The sequence below is a fragment of the Microbulbifer maximicatervae (SeqCode) genome, assembly GCF_052467695.1.
In genome coordinates this window covers 4,698,571-4,719,331 of record NZ_CP174320.1, presented here as the reverse complement: position 1 = coordinate 4,719,331, position 20,761 = coordinate 4,698,571, and the positions used below count along the sequence as shown (strand labels likewise).

The 20,761-nt window shown below is 44.3% G+C and carries 17 protein-coding genes and 1 pseudogene; 12 read left to right on the top strand and 6 right to left on the bottom strand.

What is annotated here, in order from left to right; genetic code table 11:
• Nucleotides 1-5 precede the first annotated feature (5 nt).
• The 6 genes from ACJJI8_RS20650 to ACJJI8_RS20625 all read left to right on the top strand — a co-directional run bounded on the left by ACJJI8_RS20650 (nt 6) and on the right by ACJJI8_RS20625 (nt 6,745).
• Nucleotides 6-401 carry a hypothetical protein gene (locus ACJJI8_RS20650; RefSeq protein WP_444933572.1) on the top strand — a complete coding sequence of 132 codons (396 nt, stop codon included), beginning with the start codon at nt 6-8 and terminating at the stop codon, nt 399-401.
• Between the two features lie 160 nt (nt 402-561).
• Nucleotides 562-1,011, top strand: a complete 450-nt coding sequence (locus tag ACJJI8_RS20645; protein ID WP_444933571.1) for a hypothetical protein — start codon at nt 562-564, stop codon at nt 1,009-1,011.
• Between the two features lie 257 nt (nt 1,012-1,268).
• On the top strand, nt 1,269-2,810 hold the full coding sequence (locus ACJJI8_RS20640; protein WP_444933570.1) for a hypothetical protein: 1,542 nt from the start codon (nt 1,269-1,271) through the stop codon (nt 2,808-2,810).
• Between the two features lie 24 nt (nt 2,811-2,834).
• Nucleotides 2,835-5,087: a Hint domain-containing protein gene (locus ACJJI8_RS20635; RefSeq protein ID WP_444933569.1), complete on the top strand. Its 2,253-nt coding sequence runs from the start codon at nt 2,835-2,837 to the stop codon at nt 5,085-5,087.
• Nucleotides 5,088-5,097: 10 nt separating this feature from the next.
• The gene (locus ACJJI8_RS20630; protein WP_444933568.1) at nt 5,098-5,481 is read left to right on the top strand and encodes a hypothetical protein; all 384 of its coding nucleotides are present in this window, start codon (nt 5,098-5,100) and stop codon (nt 5,479-5,481) included.
• Between the two features lie 367 nt (nt 5,482-5,848).
• Entirely contained in the window at nt 5,849-6,745 is an 897-nt protein-coding gene (locus ACJJI8_RS20625; RefSeq protein ID WP_444933567.1) for an RbmA family biofilm matrix protein, read from the top strand.
• Nucleotides 6,746-7,238: 493 nt separating this feature from the next.
• On the opposite strand, the gene ACJJI8_RS20620 is transcribed toward ACJJI8_RS20625, so the two are convergent.
• Nucleotides 7,239-7,487, bottom strand: a complete 249-nt coding sequence (locus ACJJI8_RS20620) for a hypothetical protein (protein WP_444933566.1) — start codon at nt 7,485-7,487, stop codon at nt 7,239-7,241.
• Between the two features lie 844 nt (nt 7,488-8,331).
• On the opposite strand from ACJJI8_RS20620, the gene ACJJI8_RS20615 reads away from it, so the two are divergent.
• Together ACJJI8_RS20615 and ACJJI8_RS20610 are read left to right on the top strand one after the other, a co-directional pair.
• The gene (locus tag ACJJI8_RS20615; RefSeq protein ID WP_444933565.1) at nt 8,332-8,874 is read left to right on the top strand and encodes a hypothetical protein; all 543 of its coding nucleotides are present in this window, start codon (nt 8,332-8,334) and stop codon (nt 8,872-8,874) included.
• Nucleotides 8,875-10,072: 1,198 nt separating this feature from the next.
• Nucleotides 10,073-10,213 carry a DUF4113 domain-containing protein gene (locus ACJJI8_RS20610; RefSeq protein ID WP_444935185.1) on the top strand — a complete coding sequence of 47 codons (141 nt, stop codon included), beginning with the start codon at nt 10,073-10,075 and terminating at the stop codon, nt 10,211-10,213.
• Nucleotides 10,214-10,230: 17 nt separating this feature from the next.
• On the opposite strand, the gene ACJJI8_RS20605 is transcribed toward ACJJI8_RS20610, so the two are convergent.
• The gene (locus ACJJI8_RS20605; RefSeq protein ID WP_444933564.1) at nt 10,231-10,707 is read right to left on the bottom strand and encodes a mismatch-specific DNA-glycosylase; all 477 of its coding nucleotides are present in this window, start codon (nt 10,705-10,707) and stop codon (nt 10,231-10,233) included.
• A gap of 105 nt (nt 10,708-10,812) precedes the next feature.
• Entirely contained in the window at nt 10,813-11,169 is a 357-nt protein-coding gene (locus tag ACJJI8_RS20600) for a hypothetical protein (protein ID WP_444933563.1), read from the bottom strand.
• A 558-nt stretch (nt 11,170-11,727) separates the two neighbouring features.
• Between ACJJI8_RS20600 and ACJJI8_RS20595 the strand changes: the two are divergent.
• Nucleotides 11,728-11,872: pseudogene (locus ACJJI8_RS20595) on the top strand (DUF4113 domain-containing protein).
• Nucleotides 11,873-12,316: 444 nt separating this feature from the next.
• A protein-coding gene (locus ACJJI8_RS20590; RefSeq protein WP_444933562.1) for an IS3 family transposase occupies nt 12,317-13,455 on the top strand; the annotation gives its coding sequence in 2 pieces (ribosomal slippage) (nt 12,317-12,566 and nt 12,566-13,455; 1,140 coding nt in all).
• Nucleotides 13,456-14,476: 1,021 nt separating this feature from the next.
• Here the strand turns inward: ACJJI8_RS20590 and ACJJI8_RS20585 are convergent.
• Nucleotides 14,477-14,755 carry a hypothetical protein gene (locus tag ACJJI8_RS20585; RefSeq protein ID WP_444933561.1) on the bottom strand — a complete coding sequence of 93 codons (279 nt, stop codon included), beginning with the start codon at nt 14,753-14,755 and terminating at the stop codon, nt 14,477-14,479.
• An 811-nt stretch (nt 14,756-15,566) separates the two neighbouring features.
• On the opposite strand from ACJJI8_RS20585, the gene ACJJI8_RS20580 reads away from it, so the two are divergent.
• Nucleotides 15,567-16,397 (top strand): glycerophosphodiester phosphodiesterase family protein, encoded by an 831-nt coding sequence (locus ACJJI8_RS20580; protein ID WP_444933560.1) that lies wholly within the window; start codon nt 15,567-15,569, stop codon nt 16,395-16,397.
• Nucleotides 16,398-16,543: 146 nt separating this feature from the next.
• On the opposite strand, the gene ACJJI8_RS20575 is transcribed toward ACJJI8_RS20580, so the two are convergent.
• Complete coding sequence (locus tag ACJJI8_RS20575) at nt 16,544-16,768, bottom strand: DNA-processing protein DprA (protein WP_444933559.1); 225 nt, start codon at nt 16,766-16,768, stop codon at nt 16,544-16,546.
• Between the two features lie 1,086 nt (nt 16,769-17,854).
• Here ACJJI8_RS20575 and ACJJI8_RS20570 point away from each other — a divergent pair.
• On the top strand, nt 17,855-18,250 hold the full coding sequence (locus ACJJI8_RS20570; protein WP_444933558.1) for a universal stress protein: 396 nt from the start codon (nt 17,855-17,857) through the stop codon (nt 18,248-18,250).
• Between the two features lie 114 nt (nt 18,251-18,364).
• Here ACJJI8_RS20570 and nhaA read toward each other — a convergent pair whose 3' ends face one another.
• A complete protein-coding gene (nhaA, locus tag ACJJI8_RS20565) occupies nt 18,365-19,795 on the bottom strand; it encodes a Na+/H+ antiporter NhaA (protein ID WP_444933557.1) in 1,431 nt (476 codons plus the stop codon).
• Nucleotides 19,796-20,761: the final 966 nt, after the last annotated feature.

The following is a 20,761-nucleotide window of genomic DNA, read 5'->3' as shown; positions in this document are numbered from 1 at the left end:
AGCTCATGCTGACTCAATACACTCCAACTCGCTCACTAGTTGGTGATGGTAGTGATTTCCAGATTGAAGCCAAACTGAAGTGCTATGACAGCAGTGACCGACTTGAAGGTAAAGAACATAAAGCGCTCAGTGGGCAAAGCGGGTACACGGTCTATCGTATTGAAGAGGAATATGTTTGCCAGACAGTGCCTCTCAAACTTACTAGCGCAGAGTTAGTGCGTTGGCGTGAGTTTAAAAGAAGCTGCGCATTCGGTGAGTTCTTTACTTTCGATGCTTACGGGACGTCAGCGCTTGCTGATGCCCCCCAACAAGTGCAGTTCAAATTTAAATCCTTCAAAGAAAAGCGGCAGAAAGATGGTCGCTTTATCTTCTCGTTTACCACGGTTCAAGTGATTGCTTAATTATGCGTAACAACACTGAAATATTTGATTTGCATAACCAGGCTCCGCAGCGGCAATTGCGATTGGTGATTGAGATTGGCTATGACATGCCGCTCTATATCAGTAGTCATACGGATATTCCCGGGCTTCCTGCCAATGCGATTCTTGGGACCTTAAAGAAGTGCAGTTCCACCAGCAAAAAATTATTCCAGAGCAGGGGTTAGCACAGATAGGAGCAATCTCCTTTGAAGTAGTCGATATTGCCGCTCAGTTATTCTATGTACTGCGTGATGAGCTGGAGCAGGGGCGCGGTATTAAGGGATGTACAGTCCGCTTATATCAAGGTTTTGCTGGCCTTGCCTGGGAGGATTTTAGGCTTGAGCAGACTCAGATTGCTGAGGAGTCTATTTCTTACACGAACGGTATTTACCGTGTGCGTTGCCGGGATATTCAGCGGGAAATGCGCAGTGATATTTTTGTACTTAACAGTACGCGCTTAGCTGCTGACTTCTCTAAATCTGACGTTACTCTACAGGTTTACGATGCAAGCAGCTTCGAACCAAACCCGCACACTTCAGCCTATGGCGATGCCCCAAATCAATCAGTTCATTACCTGAAAATTAAATATTAGGATGGTTTCGAAATTGTTCGGGCTACCGGTAAACTGATAGTAGTTTTACTGGCTGTAGTCGAGGCCTGTTCGGTACTTATGCTCGTGACCATATACTCCCAGAAGACAGCGATGATGAAAGCGGGGTAGAAGTAGAAGAATTTGTCTACCTGGAAGGTCCAGGCCCTCAGCTGGCGTATGCGCTCCTTACTGGCGCTATCTTAGGTACCGATGATGCACTGCCCAGCAATTGGCATCTAGGGATAGATCCTAACTATGTGGTCCTCGATCAATTCGAAAATATAGGTTCAGACTGGTATAAACCCAGCGACCACTCCAAAGGTAAGATTTTAAGATTCGACGGACTCGAAGAAACGGATGGCAAGAAGTTTATCGAGACTGAAATCAATCTGCTGCTCGGTGCATTTATGCCAGTTAATGCTGCCGGCCAGTTGGGGTTTCGTCGTATGGCTGGAGTACTCGCCGACTCTGGAAGTGTAGCGACAATTGGTCCTGATGATGTTACCAGCCTTGGTGAGCTGAAATATAGCTTGGCAGGTGTGCGGAATGTATTTTCTGTTGAATGGAGTTGGTTTGAGCAGCCTGGATTTGATGGCAAGTATCTGCGTACAAACCACGTACTTGATGCTGATTCAATCGCTGTTCATGGTGAGGCAAAACAGCATACCTTGGCATTTAGAGGGCTCCATAATTCACGCCACACCTACACTACGATTAAAAACACTTTTGATGCGCTTAGGGATCGCTTTGCCGGCCCTCCATTGAGCCTGCGCCTAGGCCTACTCCCAAGTAAGAATGACCTGGAAGTAGGGGATATAGTGCTGGTGAGTTTACCCCAGCTGCGCGATCACTCGATTCGAGGGGATCGCCCCTATGAATTTAACTTCACCAGTGATAACGAGGGCTGGATACCTCGTGATGGTATTACCACCTCCATTGTGGATGATGGAGTACTGGCGGTTAATGTCGTTGGGGAGAATCCCTGGATTAGCCGCAGTTTCTCCCCCACTTTTCCTGGTGTGGATCTGCCCTATATAAAGTTGCGCATTCGTCGCACCAGTGATGAGCCGATCGCTGCAGGTACAGGCAGTAAACTGTTTTTCAAACACACCGGAAGTAGCAGTTATTTTTCAGCGGGCGCGGATGAAATGCTCGATCTTATCGAGCGGATGAACAGTGTTAAAGATGAGTGGCAAGAATTTGTATTGGATCTATCCCAGGAGGACGACTGGACCGGCGGTGATATCGAGCTAATCCGCATCGATATTGGCCATGACCACACTGCAGACTATAGCTATGAGCTGGATTACATCCGGCTACTTCCTGCTTTAGGGATGGATGAATACAGCTTAGATCGGGCTATGGAGGTTCAGAGAGTCAGTATTAACCAAGTGACGGGCGCGGTCAGTGTTGACCTGTTCGGAAGCTACCAACCTGCCGGCATGGTTGCGGATCAATCCGAGAGCACCAGTGCCGAACTGCCAGATGAGTGGTATGAGAGTAAGGGCACCGCAATGGCGGCTGCTGGCCTCAGCATTGATACCAGCGGTTTATTAAGTGCCGACGGTCTATTAACTGGTGACACTAGCAGCCGAGTGATTTATTTCCATACCGGCGACCTCACAACTCCAGCAGGGCGAACCCTTGCTGTTAGTGACAATGTTGAGATGCATGTTCGCGGTGTTTTGCAGATTGAGGGGGAACTGCGCGGAGTTCCAAGTACTAGCAATGCAGGGTTTTTAGGCTCTTGTTGCGGTGGTTCGGGTAAGTTATCGGGCAAAGATCCTTATTCTAGCTAGGCTTCAAAGGCTTGCCGTGGCCAAGTGGTTACCGGCCGCAACAAAGTAATACCGCAGTTCAATATTGAAAACTATGGTGGTGATTTACAGGGTATTCCCGATGACCTGCGGGGAAGCGGTGGTGCAAAGGGTGGGGCTTCTTACTACTACCAATCCGGGGACAGGGTTTATGCATACAGCGGAATAGGGGGAGAAGGTGGCGATGGTGGTGCGGGGATAGTGGTTATTGCTCGCGGCATAGCACTTGGTGTTAGCGGCAAAATAGATAACTCTGGCGAAGATGGCGATCAAGGCACAAAGTTATCCGGCACTCCTGGAGACTATGGTGGAAGCGGTGGCGGCGGTGCACCGGGTGGAGTTGTTCTTTTAGTGGACGGCACTGATAACCCGATGCCGGTGCTTACCAATAGCAAAATCATTGCCTGCTATGGCGATAGTCCGGATAGTCCCGGGCGCGCAGGGTTGGGGAGCACCTGTCTAGGTACCAACGCTGTGCGCCTGCTGTTTGTGCCCAAATCCCGTATTGCTTACCCGGATCATGGAGATCCTGCACTCGACCCAGGTCTTCAAGCCGCGCTAGATGCAGCAGAAGAAGCTGCGCAGGACGCAGAGGCTGGGCTTGAAGATCTCGGCAATATCTCTGCCGGTGGTGTACTTCACAAGAAGGAAAAGCTGCAGCTGATCCGCGAATATAACCAGTTGGTCAATGAGCAAACCGAATTAGATACGCTGGCCAGTAATTTCGGCACTGCGCTCGATGCGGAGCGTGCAGCATTTACGAATGCCTTAACGGCGCTGACTAGTTACCTGAAGGGATTGGTGCCGGCATGGGATAGTCGCCAGGATGATACCTCAGTCAGTCGCACTATTTTCGATAGCAACTGGAAATATGCCGACGGAACTCGCCGGATATTGTTGAATAAGATTTCAGAGCGGGCAGCAGAAGGGGCGCTATTAGCAGGAAAGGGCACCAACTTACTCCCGGCAAGTTTGTCGTTATTTTCGGGCTATGCCCTGCCGCTATTCCACGGCAGTGCGCGTTATAGCTTATCGATCGCCACCGTCACCAGTCCGCCAAATCCGCGCTGCTTACATGCCGGCTTTACTGGTTCAGCTGGCGAAGGGATGTGGTTTAATTTTCGACATTATGAAGGCCAGAAGGTTTTTGCAGTGGAGGAAGGCAAAACTTACATTGTCTCCGCTTGGAGTCGTACAGAATCCCAGGAGATTGATGTGCGCTTCGAACTTCGAGGGGCCGATGATAACTCTAACCTTGGTCTTAGCTCCTATGTGGCTTACGGCAACTCTTTTGGAACTCGAAAAACCTGGATCGTTACAGCAATTGGTACCGGATATTCCTATTTGCGTGTGGCCGCAATCAATTTAAATGCAGGGGAATATCTGCGTTTTGACTGCTTAATGATAGAGGCGGCGATAGGGAATCAAACAGAGCCAAGCGATTATTCCAGACCAAGCGGAAATTATACCGACCCTGAAACCGGAATTGTGTTTGACCAGCGCGGCTTGCCGCAGAACATGAGCAGCATTGCAAGCCTGCCAACTAGCAGCACAGTTCTCGCAGCTTCTGATGATGGTTCCTCTGCGAAAATCTCAATCTCTGCGCATACGGTTCAGTATGCAGGCTTTACTGTTAATTATAATAGTGGGTCAATCACCGGTCTGAATTTCTCAAGCACCTACTACATCTACGCTGATGATGAAGGTTACTTAGGTGGTAGCTCAACCTATTACGCGGTCACTGATATCTCAAAGCTAGCAGCAGAAAGAGCACGCCGACCGGTAGGAACAGTCACCACTCCCTCGGACGGTGGGAGCACGAAAACCCCTACCAACCCTTATTGCGTGGACTACGAGACCGTATTACCGGATGGCCGGTATGTGCGAGACCTGCAACCAGGAGATTTGGTCGAGTGTATTGATATGTATACTGGCGAACGCGGTGAGTTTCCACTGAGTGCAATGGGTGAAGGCGAGGAAGAGTGTTATAGCCTGCGCACTCCCGAAGGTGCCGAGATATGGCAGTCAAAGTCTACCCTTATGGATTTACCGGACGGCTCCATAGCGTATACCTCAGGAATGCTAGGCAAGCCGGTGTACGTACTTAGCAATGGCTCCGCCCAAGTGTCTGTGGTTTCTGAGCTGCAAAAGCTCGGTGTACGCTGGGTACTAAAGCCCGACTTTGGCAATCGTATGTTTTTCGCCGGCCGTAAATCAGACCTAACCATCGCGACCCATAACGCAATCTATAAACCTTGAGGAGAGTACAGTGCCCAGCTTTTCACCGAAAACTATTGATAGCCTTGAGGCTTGGCTGTTTGCTTACACCATCGATGACGGTCATAGCGCCGGAACTATTGTGCGAGCAACCATTACTCAAAAAACAGAGCCCGCGAACGCCGAAGCCTGGGCTGTGGCCGTGCTCAAGTGCGTTATTGCCGTAATTGATAGCCAGAATAATGTGAAGATTGATACGGCTGGCGATTATATGGATACGGTTTATGTCACTACTAAGACGTTAACCACGGATTCTGGCCAGACCGTGAGCGCTGTTGATGTGGCCGCAGGTTTAGTGTCTGACTGTATTGTTGAAGTGGCCAATCGGCTTGCTGTGCATAGCTCTATTGCGGCTATGGCGATCCCTAGCGGGTGACTAAAACAGTTAGCGACTAACCGCCCGGAGTTATTGCTGATGGTTGTCGGGGGTGTAGGCATAAACTTGACTGAAGTGTTTACGCAATTTTTATTCGGGTGAAAATATTTATTAGGATAACCAGATTAATTAGTAGGGTCGCCTTTAGTTTTTATTGGACCTGGTACGGCTAGAGAGAAAAAAATATTGTAGGAATGTGAAAAGGTAAAATACAATGCTTCGGGCAGTTTTAGCTTGGCAAACCGATAAAATTTTCTCTCAGATTAAAACTACCAAGACATTTGGTAAATACTTTATTGTCAAGGAACTGGTTTTACTTTACCAAGATTCAACTCAAAAAACTGTCTGAATTAAGTTGTGTTTCATAATGTATGTAATGGATTTTAATTTTGAAAAAATGACTACAAATTCCCCTCTGCACAGGGATGTGTTGAAAAATTCTATCGCTGGTATCACATTAATCTGCATATCGGCATTGGTCCAAGCAGAGACAATTAGTACAAAAATAGACCTAGGTGAACCGTTCCCCTTTAGGATGGAAGATGGAATCAAACATGCAGTAAATTTAGATGTTGATTATCAATTCGATGCCATTAATGAAGTTTGTATTAGTGGTAAGGTTGATAATGGAACTGCTACATCAGTATCTTATTCAACTCAAAGTGAACCTACAGGGCCTTTCACTTTGCCTAATTTTGTAGTGTATGCGCAGATGCTTGCTAAGAGTATAGATGCTCCAACACCGGAAAACCCCAACCCTGTACCACAGCTTCAAAAAAGCATAAATTTCTGTGGGGATGAAAATAGTGTCTTGGCAAAGAATTTTCTCGATGGAGAAGGTGAGTTTACGTATCATGTATCCGGTGGTTATGTAGATTTCTGGGATTTTGAATTGGTTGTAGAGGGTGATGTCTCTGACATTCAGTTGGCGATTGTACTTGACGAACCTGCTGAATTTTTAGTTCCCTCCTACGGAGAAAGAGTCAATTATGATGCGAATATTCGTAATTTAGATTCTTCGAAATCGCTGGTTACACTTGAGCAATGGAGTGTACTCACTCTACCCAACGGGGATAATTATCCCATTCATAAGTCAAGGGATGTAGTGTTAAATTATTCTGAGGCGAAAGATTACACTAGAAATTATCTAAACATACCTGCTTGGTTCGAAGCTGGGGATTATGAGCTAATTTGGTATGTAGCTGATCCAAACACCGGTAATCGAGTGAAAGATAGTCTGTATTTTACAAAGAGTGCTGACTAAGTTTTAAGCTGCTGGCAAGCTGGGACGCTATTTTGCCCCAGCTCTCCTATTCAGGTTACATAATTGGCGATACCGAGAGGGTGAGCAAGAGCTGTCGTTGGTGAGACCTCAAAAAATAGCTTAGCTAAAAGTGATTTCACAACCTCCTACTGATCCGTATTGCGTTGCAGAGGCTCATGGCTGAGAGAAGGGTTATTGGCAAGATAACTGTAAGCTGGTTGCTCGACTGTTGTGGGTAAATCAGCCGCATTTCTATGCCTAGCCTAAACTTAGGTATTATTTTCCGATCAATCCCCCTCCCAAAAAAACAGTCAAGAATCCGTTTTCCGGAATAACTTTTTAATGGATAGAAGTTCGCCCAGCATTACGGAAAAAATGTTTAACAGTTTTCCTGAAAGTGGTTTTTTACAGACACCCGGATTGCCGGGTTTTTGTGAAATGCATTTCGGGGAGGTATGGCGGCCTGTAAAGACATAGCCGCCATAAGGCGAGGCTACCGCAGGGAACCCAGGGCGGGCCACTCAATTGCATCCAGATCCTGACCACTGGCCACTCTATCCCTTTGGGCTGCACGTTGTGCAGCTTCTTCGGCTCTACGTTGTGAAGCCTCTTGAGCTTCCCTTAGTTCAGCGTAGTACCCGTCAGGCCCGACGGGACTGCCATCATAAAGCCATTGCATACAGTTGCGACAGATATGGACTCTATGGCTACCATGGCGGGCATGTTCCGCATTAATCGTCATATCAGATAACCGAACTCTTTGCAAAAGAAGCTGAATAACGGCATTGGCTTCTGCGCAGAAAAAAGGCGACCTACCCTCTCTATTATTATTTCTTTCGATCCAATTTAGCTAAGCGTCAAAGGTCTTAGCATCCTCTTGTATGCCGGGTGCCCCTGACTGGCATAACCCGTTGAAGTTGCGCATTAGACTGGAACTCCAACCACTTTTGCCACTGACACTGACTGTTTTTCCGCTTTGATTTACTCCTGTTCCCTTTACCCAAGCCATAACTTTGCATCCCTTTTATTGGTTGTTTATGTGGGCATTAGGCAGTATGGCGCCTATATTAATATTTATTGTCGCTATACATAAATAATCTGGTTTTTAATTCTATATACCCAGCCTTTTTAAATTTCATCGACGGGTGTTGGCCCGTTTTTGGGTAAATCAGCCGTGTTTCTATGCTTAGCCTAAACTAAGGTATTATTTTTAGGTCGATTATCCCCCAAGCAGTCAAGCGCCCAGCGCCAGCCGCCTGGCCCAGATAAAGCGGATTTTCGTGCTTTTAGCTTAAATTTTCTGTATTCTCGATATTACTAAACATTGGATATCTCAGGCTTTACAATTCTTTTTAGGTATAACATCTTAAGCCCTTGCTGCCTTGAAAAACAGAACGAACAGTTGTGCAATCACTGGTTAACAGCCGCGCAAGTACTGAGGAGGCAGGATTATATTCTGTATGATGGTAAGATCTCTTACGAATCATGAATTTTAGTAAAGAAATAATGTGTGCTTCATAAGTATTGATAAACAACGAATTCCAATAGAGAGCGCCAGCCTTAGTATATTTCTTTGGTCTGAACGTGTGAACATCCAGACTGGAGAGTGGTGTGACGATGCCATGGTCAGCGTAACATACGATTTTGAAATTACAGTTGGCAAAAATTCGGGTGAGGATGGTGCTTTAGCGCCAAGTTGTAGTTTGTGTTTTCTGTCAGAAGATGAGCGTGAGATCAAACATCTTCCGTTAGTGAAAAATTCAAAACCCTATTGCTTCAATCTTCAAAAGCCAAGCTCGTGGGATGCATTTTGGGGAAATGATTTTTGGGATTTAGAAAATAATCGCATGACAGTGAAAAGCTTTGATGGAAAAAGCGCTGAATTTTGCTGGGAAGCCGAATACGGTGAGGTTGAAGGGCGGCACACGTTTCTATTTGAGGGGCTAGTGCATTTCGATCATATACTAGTGAGGGCGCATACCGAAGGGGATATTGAAGCTGCTATTTCTCAAACCTGGAGCCCCGAATTTTTACGTGATCAACTATTACTGGTTAATAAGAAAATTGATCCAGAGCTATCTCAAGAAAACTGGTTGGCAAAGTACAAGCTTCTGGAAAATTCGGCGTGATCGAATGCGCTTGCGGTAAATTACAAGGTAATACGCATATATTCATCACTGCGATGTGATCATCTGTATTTGCTCTATCACGATGCACTTTGTGTGACCCCTCTAAACAGTATAGAGGGGTTACCATGCGCCTAACTCTTAACTACTGCTCGTCTGGTTGTTTCGAGGCTTAAGCCAGTACCAACGAATACGACCGCCACGAATGGCTTCCATGCTGGTCTGATACTGACCGAGACTGCCAGAGCACCCGCCATGAGCTGCAGGTTCAATTCTCCCGGGCTCCAGTAACCTTCACCAATAAAAAGCGGCACGCTTTAGCCGTAGAATCTTTCTCTGCAAAAAAACTGCATGATGTTCATTCATCATAAAATTGAACGATCGTCTCATTTTAAAGAAGAACCTTACTCAGTTCATACACTTGTTAAGATACTGGGGCTTATAGTGTGACACACCGGTGCCATTTTCGGGGGTGTGACATTACAGGAGTACCAGGTTGATTTTGTGGTGTAACAATTGCTTTGAATTTGATGGGTCGGTCTATGGCCTGATTTAACAGAGTGGGGTAAGTTATGCATTCATTACTGGATAACAATACTAGGCTAGGAGGCCGCTATGGGATTTGGTGGAATTAGTATCTGGCAATTGATCGTAATATTGTTTTTTATAGTGCCAATAGTGCATGTACTTATTTCCAGTCGCTCTCATGGTGGAGCAAAAGTGGGCTGGTTCTTCGGGGTTTTTTTCTTTTCCTGGTTGGTCTATATTGTCTTTCTGATAGTGACTCAGCCATTGAAGGACACTAAGACTAAGTTGGCAAGTGGCGAACAATAGTTAACCATTTTTCTGACAAATAACTGGCTTTAGGTAACATAAGACAGAGAAAAGACTAGCAGTTATAAGGAGTTCAGTGTGCCTGAGCATCGTAGAGCATCCCCCCATACCCAACGGATGACACACGGTTAATAAAGCAGCTTGTCAGGTGTGCAATTTCAGAATTGTTCCAGCAGGGGCATAGGTTCCTGAAAACCGGGGTAGGGCTGGTAGAGCTTACCCCTCTCTCACTGGGCCAAGGTGATATGTTCACAGCAGGCCAGCCAATACGATCAGGCGAGACCATGTAGGCCATCGATCAGATTAACCAGAGGTTTGGTGGGGCACCTTGTTTCTGGGAGCTGAAGATATCAACAAGAAGTGGAAGATGCGGCAAGAGCATCGCTCACCGGCTTATACAACGCAGTGGGCTGATTTGCCTCGGGTGGTGACTTTGACTGGCTTGCCAGAGAATGGATCTAAGAGCTTGCCACCTAAAGCTGGGTTTGTTTTGTGGTGGCATGCTTAAGATAGGTGAATTTGCACTTATAATGTGGCCAGTTCCTCCCATTTTGAAACGTCCCACCACCGCTTTGCTATGGCACTGGTAGAGGGTGCAACAAAGCAAGTAGTTGTTCCTAGCTTGGTTGATTGAATCCCATACTCAATTTTTTTCCTATTGAAAAAAAACTTAGCTGCCTTCTTTCCGTTGAAGCAGAGTAATTTGGGATTAAAATGGTTAATTTTTGATTTAAAGTTTGCAAGGTCGACCTCGCCAAAGTTGATTTTCTGATCCATTCCAGATTGCGATTTTACTAAGTCAGTTAGACCTATCTGGTATTCAAGAAGCTTGTTGAATTGATCGGGACACAAAAGAATATTGGTTAGCCCTGTAGAATACAGAACCTTCCACAATTGGTTGCCCTGGCCAGCATAATACTGACCGGCTTTTGCTGATCTCGTTCCTGCAGCTGTACCGCATATGACTATATTTAAGTTTTTTTCTAGTAAGTCTGGAAGCATTATTCTTAACTATGGCCACGTGCATAGGTGAAGTATAGTGTGACGATTGTGTTGGCTCTTTTTCTCTATTTTTTTTATAGATCAAAAGAATTTCAAGATTAAAGGTTATTGATGTACAACCGAAAAGGCGTAGTTGTGAAGGTAGCAAGCTAGTGGTTGTACCCTTTCAACAGATATTTTCTTACAGTGTTTTTTTGTTTCCTTTATTGTTTCATCGATTTTTTTTACATAAGATCCATTTTTGAAAATATCAATGTTTACTCGACTCCCACCAAAAGTTATCCCAATATATATAATATTGTTCCATTGTGTCGGTCCATCGGTTACGACATGGATATGAGGGTACTCATCGCACCTGTATTCATCTACACCTTGGTCGTCCAAGTCGTCGTCACAACGAATATAGAAATTACTACTATTTCCTCGCAGCATTTGTGTACCAAGTTTTCTAACCTTAGGCATAAATAGCTCCATTAAGTAAAATGTTGGGTCTTTATTGATACCTAAAACACTAAGATTTTAGTGGCTGATGAGCTTATATTTTCAAGTCAATGAGACAACATACTATGTATTTACTCGCTCAATATCTATAGCAATTGGAAACGCAAAATTTATTCGACGATTCCTGTTCCTGTTCCGTTGTCACTATTTAATTTGGATATTCACGCCAACCGGCCACCATTCCCATTTTCCGTTATTTATCTTTAGAGGTAGGAACTTGTTAGGTTTAAGATCCTTTCCTACCACTTTGTATAAGTTTCGGTTTGCTCTATCAGGTCATGTATTTCGCATACTTCGCTCCATGAGCCCAACTACTAAAGTCGCAGCACAATTGTGCAGACACTATACCCTACGACAATACGTGAATAATCGTGCGGCTGGTGAGTAAAGCTGTTGCTGGCCTGTACCAGTCAGGGTGCCGCATTATGAAAGCAGGAGTAGAGCTTGTTGGGATTATCCCGTGCGCTAGGGCTGGGTGATCTATTCACGCTAGGCCAATCGGCAAGGGCCAGGGAGACTATGCAAGCCATCGATAGCATCAACCGCAAGTTTGGCCGGGGGACTGTGGGCTGAAGGTATCCAGAAGAAATGGAAGATGCGGCAGAAGCATCGCTCTCCGGCCTATACAACTGAGTGGGATCAACTGACGGTGATTACAGCCTAGTTACTGTGTAGCCATACAGTTTCTACGTGTGCAAAAAATTGAGTAGCTGAGTAATCACGGGGTTGTAGGAGGTGTGAGCTGCCTTACCATTTACGCATAGGTGATTGTAACTCTATGATTATTATACGTTTTTATATCTGATTGTGGCTCCTGAGGTCGCGGGTTCGATCCCCGTCGGCCACCCCAGATTCTTCCTTGTTTATTAAGGACTTACAAACTCGCCTATGCGGATTTTTTCGCTTCTGTCTTGGTGTGGTAATTTGGGCCTTAATCTATATTAAAGCTTTGTTTCTCGGTATCTCGTTAAAAAGATTCAAATATGCGTTAGGTGGGTATACTGTGGCCGATCATAGAGCTTTTGGGTACGGTGGGAGGTAGTGATGTAGTGGTCTAATCCTTCCGGACACTTCGCTAAGATGGTAAAACTACCAAGCGAGGTGAAGTATGACAACAAAAGGTACACGTCGGCATTTCAAGCCGGAATTTAAGAAAGACGCCGTAGCGCTAGTCTCTGAGCAAGGGTATTCAATTTCTAAAGCAGCAGAGGCTGTAGGAACAACAGCCAATAACCTGCGACGCTGGATAAAGGAACTGAAGCAGGAAGAAGACGGTGTGAGGTTGGATGTAGGTGAGCGCGCAGAATTAGAGCGATTACGATGTGAAAATAAGCAGTTGCGGATGGAGAAAGAAATCCTAAAAAAGGCCAGCGCCTTCTTTGCGAAAGAAATGAAATAAAGTACAGCTTTATTGAAAAACAGCAAGGCAGCTTTCCTGTTAGGGTGCTCTGCCGGGTAATGCAGGTAAGTAAGTCTGGTTATTACGATTGGTGTTGCCGTGGTAATAGCTCAATAGATGCTCAAACATGGCAACTATGCCATCGTTTGAAGGCCCTATTTGCAGAATCTAGACAGAGTCTCGGAAGTCGTCGGTTAATGAAGCTGTTACGTAAAGAAGGCTTTGAAGTCGGGCGCTATCGAGTCCGCAAGCTCATGAAAAAGCTAGGCTTGGCAGTAAAGCGCAAGAAGCGATTTACACTGACGACAGACAGTAAACATCACCTGCCTGTCGCAGAGAACCTTCTGAATAGGGAGTTCTCACCGAGTGCTAAAAATCAAGTTTGGACGACTGATATTACATATATTTGGACTTCGCAGGGCTGGCTGTACTTGGAGGTAGTGATTGATCTCTATTCGCGCCGGATTGTTGGTTGGCATCTAGATCGCAAGATGGAAACGGCCCTGGTAACTCGTGCGTTGATGATGGCTGTCAATTTGCGTACGCCCCCAAAAGGTCTCCTGCATCACTCTGATCGTGGCAGTCAGTATGCCAGCCATACCTACCAAATGTTATTGAGTCAGCAGGGGATGGTGTGTTCAATGAGCCGTAAGGGAAATTGTTGGGACAACGCACCGACTGAACGTTTCTTCAGCAGCCTGAAGCGGGAGTGGTTAACGGGAAACCTCTATCCGACAAGGGAGGATGCGGTAGCAGATGTAAGAGCCTATATTGCTTATTACAACTCACGCAGAATACATACAACACTGGGAGATCTAGCCCCTATCGAATTTGAGGAATGTGCTTAAAGAAGTGTCCGGCTGGAGTTGACCACAACATGAAGAGTAGTAGATAGAATTTTTTGTCAAGAGAGAGGCTGGGAAGAAGTTCAACTGATCCTACTCCCTTTTGTCATACGACGTGAAGGTTTTTTATGAGTAGCTTGGAGGCAAGCTGGTTATCCAACTTCAAATAGAAACTTCTAACCGCTGTTTCTATGCTGCTTTCGCTCCAAAGCCTTCACTTGTGGCTCGTTGAGGGTGAGTCCCTTCTCCACCTTAGCCCCAAGTTCTTTTAATCTAAGTTTAAAATTTTTTTAGTCTGATCTTAGTCAAATGCTTCGAACGCCACGAGGACAGACAAGTGAACTGCGTTTACGCAGTTCACTGAAGACTCGAATCTGTCGGGGGGGGCTCCTAGAGGAGGGCATAAGTCAAGGCTGTTTTTTCAATGGCTGTGTCTACGCCGCGAGTTGAAACGGTGTACAAAGAGTCTCTCGATACATCCAGAATCGTGTCAGCTTTGGATATATTGCCGAGTTATTTTACTGGATTGAGCTTTGGATTTTTTGTTTGATAATGCGATTATTAGTATGGATCATCGGGTTTATCTTTGGTTTTAGGTCTAGGTTCCAGCAGCAAAACCGATAAACACCTCCTTTTTATAGGGTATTTCAGGTTAATATTGAATTAGTACATGTAAGTGGTTCTTCATGAAATTTCCGCTTCATCGAGATACACCTATGGTCAGCACAGTTTAACTACTAGTGCTATAAATTTTTATAAGCTTGGATACTCCTGTGTCGAAGTTATCCTTCCGAATTATATGAGTAGCTTTAAGATCGGAGTAATTTCTTCTTTATACTTGCTGCTATTCGTAATTTTGGGTAGCGATACCCGCAGAATTGATAGCGCACAAGTATTGCTGGAAAGTAAGAACTTCTTTATTTACTGAATAGCCACATAGGTATCTGATATTCGATACTGCTAATAAATGTGCGAGGGTTTGCGAGCCTACTTTACGCGGGCTCACAAGCTGGCTGAATACTATTTAACAAAACTCAGTTACAGCCTTCATCATTGATTTGGCAGATTGTTTCGGGTAGTCATTGATTTCACTCTCAATCACATTTCCATCGATAATATTAAAAATTCTTGCCTTATCAGTTCTCTTGTCGAATATCTGTGCCCAGTGAGTAAATTGATCAGTTTTGGCAATCTGTTCTATCTCTTTGTAGGCGTCTTCCTCATTGTGAAATGATCGCTTGAAGTCCTTTATTCCACCCATAAGTAAGTTATAAGTACCTGTAAATAATGCGTATCTTTCCATGGGATTCTCCAAATTTATAAATCTGGGCTCCGAGTCGGTAACCTTAGGTAGTTGCTGTCGGCTAAATACGCCGAAGCGCGGTTAGCTAATTTCCCGGCTAAAAGTATGTTTTATCTTTTATAAAACATACATGCTAACCATGCACTCTAATTTAACCCTTTTGTTTATGTATAGAAGCTTAACCATTACATGCATTTGCATTTTGAGGAGAGTTTTTGTCGTGATCTGCAACATGTTTGCATAAGAATAATAGGTCTAAATTGCTCTAGGCTTTATATTGTTCGATATATTTTTATTTTTTCCTGCCTGTATAGATGAAGGGGGAGGATTTTCAGGTCCTCTCGACCGCTCTTAACCTTCCTGGCTTGATCTAAATATATTGTTTTAGTTTAAAGGATAGAATTTCCAACCTAGAAGCTTGATCGATATGTCCTTAATTGATAATGGAGGCTTTGTTTAGTTAATGAATTTGGTGGCGATATTTTCTAGATTTGTGCATTGGTACTTAATATTTAAATGTATGATATTGCTTAAAATAGATGGGTGCATTTAGAGTGGGTTATCAATCAGATTTAAGTGCTTTAATGGTTGATTCTTTGGTTGGGTATACGTGAACAAAAAGAGCCTTGAAGGCTGTAAGAGTTACTTTTGTATCTTTTATATAGTTTAAATAGGTTAAATGAGTCAATTCGTGCTTTGTATGTGAGAGAAATATTATACCTAATACTATTTCTCTGTAATATCTATTTTGGATTGGCTTTTGTTTGTGTCTGAGCAATAGCTCTTCTCTTAAAACATAGGAAACTTCTAAATGAACAACGTGCTCAAGATTGTTACTTGTCTGGTTTTATCTATGATGGCTTACAATAAGGTTTTGGCTATTGATATCCTTGCTCACAGAGGAGCTTCTGGTGAGTACCCTCAAAGTACCACCCTGGCTTTTGATATGGCATTGGAACAGGGGGCAGATATTCTAGAGTTGGATATACATTTGTCAAAAGATCAGTTTATTATTATCAATCACGATGCAGACCTTAAAAAAAATGCAGGTGTCTCGGATAAAATAGAAGATTTGACTTTGGGAGAAATAAAAGCATTGGATGCTGGATATGAGTTTACCCTAGATAATGGTGATAGTTACCCATTCCGAAACCAAGGACTCGCCCTTTTAACATTAAATGAGCTATTTGAGCGCTACCCCAATGCTATATTTAATATTGAAATTAAACCAAATGACAGAGTCCTCTCAGAAATACTATGGCAAGTAATTGTTGATTATAGAATGGAGCAGCAAGTTACTGTGGCCAGCCAGCACAGTAAAGCCATGGGACACTTTCGTGATATCAGTGAGGGAGAGATTAGAACAAGCGCAACAATCGGTGAACTTATAGAGGCCAGTCTAGCCTGGAGTTCAGGCTTTGGATGGGCTTTCAAACCGGACTTTGAAGTTGCCCAACTGCCATACAGTATTACCACTAAGCCCTATGTTCGCTTTTTTCAGGGTAAAGGCGTGGCCGTCGATCTCTGGACCGTTAACGATATAGATGACATTGAGCGCAGTATATCCCTTGGTGTAGATGGGATTATTGGTGATTTCCCTGGACGAGTTTATCAACTACTTGAGAGTGCTGGGGAACGGTAATTTTCCTCGATGCGGGTCAGAATTGCCGAGTACAATAATTTTCTTGTAAAAGAATAATGAAGTTAGTGTTAACTTGATAATTTCAACCTTAAAAAGTCAGTGCTTTATTGACTTTTTAAGGTTCTAGGAGACGGTGATATCGATCTTTATGGGAAAAAGTAGTATGCAAGGAGTTTGTGTTTAGCCTGAAGGCAAAAATCTACATACTTCATTGAGCCTCCCGAAGCTTCAGATTCAACAATTAGAGAGGGTTGGGATAGGCCTAGCTGCAATCTATTCTGGCTTACAAAAAAGTGCTGTCGGGTGGTGTGCTCTGGTACCCACAGGCCCCCACTTTTTGATACTTCCATTGCTAGTCGATAATTCGGCATTGGGTTTGCTATATACAATATGCAATCCGTAGGTGAGACTATAATTGTTCCATCTTTAGGAGCTAGGGTTCCCTACGGGCTTCTGTGTCAATTCCTAGAGTTAGCCCACTGTGTTTCTAGCAGCAATATGGTTGGCTATTTTTTAGTCTATTTCATTCCATTTTTGTCGTATCTATGGATCCAATTATTGCAATGCCAAGCTACTTAAGTAAGCTAATATTACTGCGCGCATAAACAGTTAAGAGGGGATTGGGAGTGTCTTCTAGTCCATAGGGATATTTGTAATTACCTTGTCGAATCTTTGCTACTTCCATTCTGCAGATTAAAAGAACCCTTTTACTTTCTAGCATGTCTAATTAGGTCGGAGGCAGCTTACAAAGAGTTATAGCCGCTAAACATGAGGCTTTCATATCAGGTTTCTTTCGGCCTTTGAGTGACACCGCGCTTTATAATGCAAATCCTGCTGGAGAAACAATTGGCTTCTGAAATGAAGCTTTGTTTTGGGTGTAGGGCTGGGAATGTAATGTCATAGTTGCCTTAAGTTATACAATCAGCTCTAGGGGCGAGACTTGTTGAAAGCGATGAGTTGACAGTTTAAAAATAACAGAAAGCCCTGCAATTGATATCTTCTGGTAATGGATTTTTTGTGAGATAGACTTGTGCCAAAATAGAAGAGAGCTAGGGCTGTAAATGAGATGTTATTAGATATACATTTTTCTGAAGTTGAAAGTTCTTCTATTGATATCATCTGCGTGGATAAAGATGTCCATCGTATAGTAATAAATTTTTGCTTGCGACGCAGATGTGCCCTATCCGTTTGTTGCTTATATCTTCTCGGTCTTTAATTTTTTTAGAACTTACAGGAGGTTTAGTCAAGAAAATGATAACTTCTGGCCTCCTATGGCTGTTTGAGAGTTGTGCCGTAATCGAGGCTTTAGTCCGTTCGGGTTGAATAGATAACAGGTGGTATTAGGTTGATTTTTTAATTTTCCCTCTTTGTGCTTCGAACTCTTTTCATTTAAGCTGTGGTGGAATCGTTGCTCTATAAGTTCAGTTGTTATTAGTCAAATATACTGGAGGGGGAATATGTACAATACTATCCTTTGCGCTATAGAAGCGTCTCAAGAAGGGAGGCATGTGTTGTCTAAAGCGGTAGAATTATCTAAGAAATTTGATAGCAAGCTAGTAGTTTTAAATGTACTGCCTTATAGCTTCCTGCCCAAGGATTATCAAAAAGAGCTGAAAGAGAGTGCAATTCCGAAGTTTGAGGAGATTACGGAAGACTTTGGGGTTAGCAAGAGAAATCGGGCCCTTAAAGTGGGAAAGCCTTATGAGGTTATCTGTAAGGAAGCTGAAAAAAGGAAGGTGGATCTGATAGTTCTGGGAACTCACTCCAAGAAAGGTTTGAGTTCCCTGATTGGTTCTACCGCTAATAGCATAGTGAACTATGCACATTGTGATGTAACTTTGGTTCGAATCTAAGTTATAGGGACATAGTTGACTCAAAGTTTGTCTTCTATTCGTTCCTTATTCGTGATGACGCTTTTTGTAGGCCGGGCAACCGGAGTTTGCCCGGCCTACTTTGAATGTTGCTGTTTAGTTGGACGTAGCTTGGGCCGGGTAATCTGACTCCTCGCTTTTGACTTCATTGTCTTCTGAGGCGGGAGCATTACGCAGTACCAAAAAGCCAGCTGTCCCAGCGATAACCGATGCAAGCAGAATGCCGGCTTTCGCCTGAATAAGCAGTTCATTTTGTGAGCTAAATGCTAGTTCTGCGATAAAAATGGACATGGTGAACCCAATACCTGCGAGCAATGCTACACCGACAATATGTTGGAAATTCGCCGCTTTGGGTAATTGGCCCCAGCCTAGCTTCCAACCTACCCAAGTGGCCCCTACAATCCCAAGTAACTTTCCGACTACCAAGCCAAAGATAACCCCAAGAGTTACCGGGTTGAGTACTGCTTCGGAGCTGCTGAAGCTGTCGACCGGAATTCCCGCGTTAGCCAGTGCAAAGATAGGTATCACTACAAACCCGACCGGAATATGCAGGCGAGTCTCCATGCGTTGTAGCGGAGATTGGGCTAAGTTCACGCCATTACCCAAGCCCATTACGCGAGCTCGTAAATCGTCGTTAGCGATAATCTTGTCACCTGGGCGGAAGCAGCGGTCAAAGCTGCGAATGATATCTTTTACGAAGGTGCTAAATGCTACAGGATCGTATTTTGGCTTGGCAGGTAATGCCATAGCGGTAATGACACCAGCGAGAGTAGCGTGGACACCGGCTGAGTGAAGTCCGTACCACAATAGACCTCCAACAAAGACATAGGCTGCGGATCGGCGAATGCCCGCAGCATTGAGCAGCCCGAGTACAACAACCAGGCCACCTGATGCGATGAGCGCTGTCATGTTTACTTGTTCTGTGTACCAGATGGCAATAACGAGAATTGCCCCTAAGTCATCTACGATCGCCAGTGCGACCAAAAAGGTCACTACTGCTCGTGGTACACGGTTACCTAGTAGTGCAATACAGCCTACTGCAAAGGCAATGTCTGTTGCCATCGGGATACCCCAGCCTGGACCGGCTTCAGTACCTAAATTAAGGGAGCTGTATAGTAGGGCTGGCACCACCATACCGCCGATAGCGGCCATCACAGGTAGTACTGCCTGACGGAGATCTGAGAGTTCTCCCACAAGAAACTCTCGTTTTAATTCCAAGCCGACTAGAAAGAAAAAGATGGCCATTAGGCCGTCATTGATCCAGTGATGTAGGGAAAGGGAAAATGTCCAGTCTCCTGCACCTACCGCAATAGGCATATGAAGTAGATGCTTGTAGGCCTCTTGCAGAGGAGAGTTAGCAACAATCAAAGCGATAAGCGCAGAGAGCATTAGCAATATACCACTGCTGCTTTGGCGGTGAATAAATTCCTCAAAAGGAGTAACCAGGCGACCAAATGCCTCTTCTAGCGGGGCTTCAAAAATTTTTCCTTTGCGAATTTTAAATCTATTTAAAACCCCTTTACTCATCGTTGAGCATCCTCCTTTACTGGCTATAGACCCTAAGAAATATAGGGCTGTTTTTTTTCGATTTAGGCCCACAGATTACCATGGAACCTGTATTTTTAACTAGATTAATGCGCGTCACTCGGTAGCCGGCCGCAAATATGATGAATGAGAAAACCTGCGCAGTTGTCGGGGGGTATTCGCTTCGTGTGAAAAAATTGAGAGTGTCGATGACTTGAAATTAAATGATGCTTTTTATCGACAGGTGACAAGTTTAATTCTAATCTCATGTAATTTTACTGTATTCGGGTTGTAAGGAATAATAGTTTTTTGTGTTAACTGTAATAATCAATTGTCTATGGATTTGAATGGTCTACTTTAGTTTGCCTAGCTAGTCCAAAAGGGTAGTGATGCTCCTAAGTTTCTTTGCTTGAGATTAAGGGGGGTAGCATTGCATGGGAGCCTCCTTGCCAAATTTTCCTACCTGTTTTTGGCTCCTAAGCTGATGATAATTCAACGGCATATTGTTCATTGGAGCGAGCAAAAGGAGCTTGCACCTCCGGTGAGAATTTATAGATTTACAAAATATGTAGATGGGTATTGGCTGCGAGCGTTTGTGACTAGTGATACTTCTTGCTCGATTCTTTATTTCTCTCAATAGCTTATAGAAGTACCTAGTTATAGATGGATTAGTGTAACAATCTGATGTCCCACTCAGCCTTCGCGTAACGAAGGGATGGTAGTGGCAGAATGGTTTAAATGATGCTGCCTGCAGTAGTACCACTGGAGCAGATTCCAAGCAAAAAAGTCCTGTCTATAGGGTTATTTTGCCCATTCGGCCCCACTATTAGAACAATGCCACTTTGTTGCTTATGCACTCAAGACTTTGAGTTGAATAGACACGTTATAACAGAGGGCTTTACGCTTACCGCCCAAATACTCGATAATTAGCGCCCATATCACAGGCAGGCATTGGCACAGAGCGCAATG

Bases quoted from the DNA above. Each gene is read 5' to 3' on its own strand.
- ACJJI8_RS20625 (WP_444933567.1), top strand. From the start codon at position 5,849: ATGTATGTAATGGATTTTAATTTTGAAAAAATGACTACAAATTCCCCT.
- ACJJI8_RS20575 (WP_444933559.1), bottom strand. From the start codon at position 16,768: ATGCCGAATTATCGACTAGCAATGGAAGTATCAAAAAGTGGGGGCCTG.
- ACJJI8_RS20605 (WP_444933564.1), bottom strand. From the start codon at position 10,707: ATGCTTCCAGACTTACTAGAAAAAAACTTAAATATAGTCATATGCGGT.
- ACJJI8_RS20650 (WP_444933572.1), top strand. From the start codon at position 6: ATGCTGACTCAATACACTCCAACTCGCTCACTAGTTGGTGATGGTAGT.
- ACJJI8_RS20600 (WP_444933563.1), bottom strand. From the start codon at position 11,169: ATGCCTAAGGTTAGAAAACTTGGTACACAAATGCTGCGAGGAAATAGT.
- ACJJI8_RS20570 (WP_444933558.1), top strand. From the start codon at position 17,855: ATGTACAATACTATCCTTTGCGCTATAGAAGCGTCTCAAGAAGGGAGG.
- ACJJI8_RS20620 (WP_444933566.1), bottom strand. From the start codon at position 7,487: ATGACGATTAATGCGGAACATGCCCGCCATGGTAGCCATAGAGTCCAT.
- ACJJI8_RS20585 (WP_444933561.1), bottom strand. From the start codon at position 14,755: ATGGAAAGATACGCATTATTTACAGGTACTTATAACTTACTTATGGGT.
- ACJJI8_RS20580 (WP_444933560.1), top strand. From the start codon at position 15,567: ATGAACAACGTGCTCAAGATTGTTACTTGTCTGGTTTTATCTATGATG.
- nhaA (WP_444933557.1), bottom strand. From the start codon at position 19,795: ATGAGTAAAGGGGTTTTAAATAGATTTAAAATTCGCAAAGGAAAAATT.
- ACJJI8_RS20610 (WP_444935185.1), top strand. From the start codon at position 10,073: ATGCGGCAAGAGCATCGCTCACCGGCTTATACAACGCAGTGGGCTGAT.